Annotated in this window: 3 protein-coding genes; 2 read left to right on the top strand and 1 reads right to left on the bottom strand. The window is 72.6% G+C overall.

The window, feature by feature from the left end; genetic code table 11:
- Positions 1–811 (top strand): hypothetical protein (locus tag VM840_12990; protein ID HVL82498.1); only part of this gene is annotated, 811 nt, incomplete at its 5' end.
- Here VM840_12990 and VM840_12985 read toward each other — a convergent pair.
- The gene (locus tag VM840_12985) at positions 808–1383 is read right to left on the bottom strand and encodes a hypothetical protein (GenBank protein ID HVL82497.1); all 576 of its coding nucleotides are present in this window, start codon (positions 1381–1383) and stop codon (positions 808–810) included. The two genes, VM840_12990 and VM840_12985, sit on opposite strands and share 4 nt — an antisense overlap.
- A gap of 74 nt (positions 1384–1457) precedes the next feature.
- On the opposite strand from VM840_12985, the gene VM840_12980 reads away from it, so the two are divergent.
- Positions 1458–1859, top strand: a complete 402-nt coding sequence (locus VM840_12980) for a hypothetical protein (GenBank protein ID HVL82496.1) — start codon at positions 1458–1460, stop codon at positions 1857–1859.
- Positions 1860–2240 lie beyond the last annotated feature (381 nt).

Below are 2240 nucleotides of genomic sequence, written 5' to 3'. Positions count from 1 at the left end.
ACACGACTTCGGCTCCGGCACCGGGTCCGTCGTCGTGACCCGCGAGGGGGGCCGGGTGGCCGAGCTGCGGTGCGGGGAGGACGGCCCGAACCTGCTGTACGAGGGGGAGGCCCCGGTCGCCGGGGGGGACCGGCTCTGGCCGGCGCCCGAGGTGGAGGTCTTCTACGACGAGGCCGGACGGTGGCGCGTGCCCCGCGAGGTCGACCCGGGGTCGTGGACGATGGAGATGGACGGTCCGGTCGCGTCCCTGGAGCAGTCGGCCGTGGGGATGCGGATGTCGCGGCGCGTCCGGGCCCTGGACCGGCCTCCCCTCCAGACGTCGATGCCCTGGGCCGGTTACGAGGTGGCCGACGCGGTCTCGGGAGCGGCGGGACGCTCGGCCTGGCACCTCGTGATGCTCCCGACGCCCCAGGACATCTACGTGCGCGCGCACGGGGACCCGGTCGCCTACTACGCGCCGATCCCCGCCCTGCGGGAGGGCTGGCTGAGCACCGGAACCACGGGGGACCGGTGGAAGCTCGGGTTCGCACCGCCCGGGGACGGCCGTGTCCTGCTGGCGGCGATGGGTCGCGACGACCCCGGACCGCTCGTGGTCCTCGCATCGCAGGCGGACCCCTCCGGGACGTACGTTGACGTCCCACCCACCGGGGGGCCGGCCACGGCGGTCCAGGTGTTCGAGGCGGTGGAGTACCCGTTCTGCGAGATCGAGCACCACGCGCCCCTCGAGACCGGGGAGACGAGGGCGGTGGTCGCCGCCGTCTGGGGCTCCCGGGAGGACCGTCTCGACTGGCTCTCCCGGCTCCCGCCCTAGGCGGCCGCCCGGCGGGCCTGGTCGCGCGCGAGCCGCTGAACCTCGTCCGCCGAGAGGGGCTGCTCGCTGCACGACCGCACCTCGAACGCCTTCGTCTCCACCGCGAATACGACGATCTGGCAGAACCAGGGCTCAGAGCTGCGCGGCTTCGTCGCGTTCACCGTGAACCCGCGTGCGCCCTCGATCCGCCCCACCTCGAACGGCTGCACGTTGCGCAGGCGCCCCAGCTCCCGCTCGTGCAGCTCGACCATCTCACCCGCCCGCTGGGCGCTTATGAAGTCGAAGACGAGGAGGGCGAGGGTCTCCTGCTCCCGCTGCCAGACGCGGGAGTAGCCCTCCTGGAACCCCGTCCGGGACAGGTGGGGGCGCAGGGTCGCGGGCCCGATCGTCGTGGCCCGGGACGCGAGGTCGAGGTCCATCGGTCCGGACGGCCCCTCGACCCTTTCGTAGCCTCGGGGAGCGGTGTCGAGGAGCACCCGGCCCAGGGGATGGTCCGGGTCGCCGCCTCGTCCGCAGGCGAGGGATGCGGCACAGGCCGCGGCCACGATGCAGGGCACGATCCGGGACCTCATCGGGTGAGAGCGTAACCGGTGGCTTCGGGAGCTACCGCACTCGTTCTAGGCTCTCGGACGAGAGGAGGGGGGCGATGGAGACGGGAGCAGGGGAACGGGAGCTCGAGGAGCCTCCCCAGCAGGTCCGGATGCGCTACTACCTGTGGGACGTACGCGTCCCACCGACCTGGCTGCCTTGGGTCGAGCGGGACATCCGGTCCGCCTCGTGGTTGTGGCGGGAGCTCGCTCGGTTCCTGCTCGCCTTCCTCGTCCTGGCCGCGGTCGCGGGGCGCCTGCGGATCACCGTGGGCACCGTCGCCTGCCTGGTCCTGGGGGTCAGCGCGATCGTCGCCGGACGCCACCACCTCCGGCGGGTCGCCCTCGCCTACCAGCGCTACGGATCGGACTGGCCCGACCAGGGACGGGGGGTCGCACCGTACGTTAGGGTCGCCTTCGCGATCCTCTTCACGGTCGTGTTCCTGCTGCTCGCGCTCTAGGCGCGATCGCCTGCGGATCCGGCGGGCCCGCGGTAGTTTTATGCGCGCTCAGGGGCCGCCCCGACCTGGGTGCTCTGGTAGCATCCGATGCACTTCTATCATAAGTATCCGATCGGCCAGAACTGGCCGCCGGCCGGAGCAGGGGACCCAGTGGGGAGCACACTCCAGCGGCGTCTATCCGCCATGCGCCCCGGACGCCGGGGCCCGGGGACGGGGAGGGTCCCGGGTTGAACCAGGCGCTGCGGATACTCCGCGACCGCGCCGATGTCGCGGCCATAGTCGGGATCGTCCTCGTCGTCCTCTTCTTCCCTCGCGACATCGCCGGGAACCCGGGGATCGTCGCCCTGGGGGTGGCCGGGGGAGCGGGGCTCGCCCTTCACG

The sequence above is a fragment of the Actinomycetota bacterium genome (assembly GCA_035540895.1).
Classification (GTDB): Bacteria; Actinomycetota; JAICYB01; order JAICYB01; family JAICYB01; genus DATLFR01.
The sequence above is the reverse complement of the archived record's forward strand: the minus strand, read 5'-3'. Positions and strand labels throughout refer to the sequence as shown.

Bases quoted from the DNA above. Each gene is read 5' to 3' on its own strand.
- VM840_12980 (HVL82496.1), top strand. From the start codon at position 1,458: ATGGAGACGGGAGCAGGGGAACGGGAGCTCGAGGAGCCTCCCCAGCAG.
- VM840_12985 (HVL82497.1), bottom strand. From the start codon at position 1,383: ATGAGGTCCCGGATCGTGCCCTGCATCGTGGCCGCGGCCTGTGCCGCA.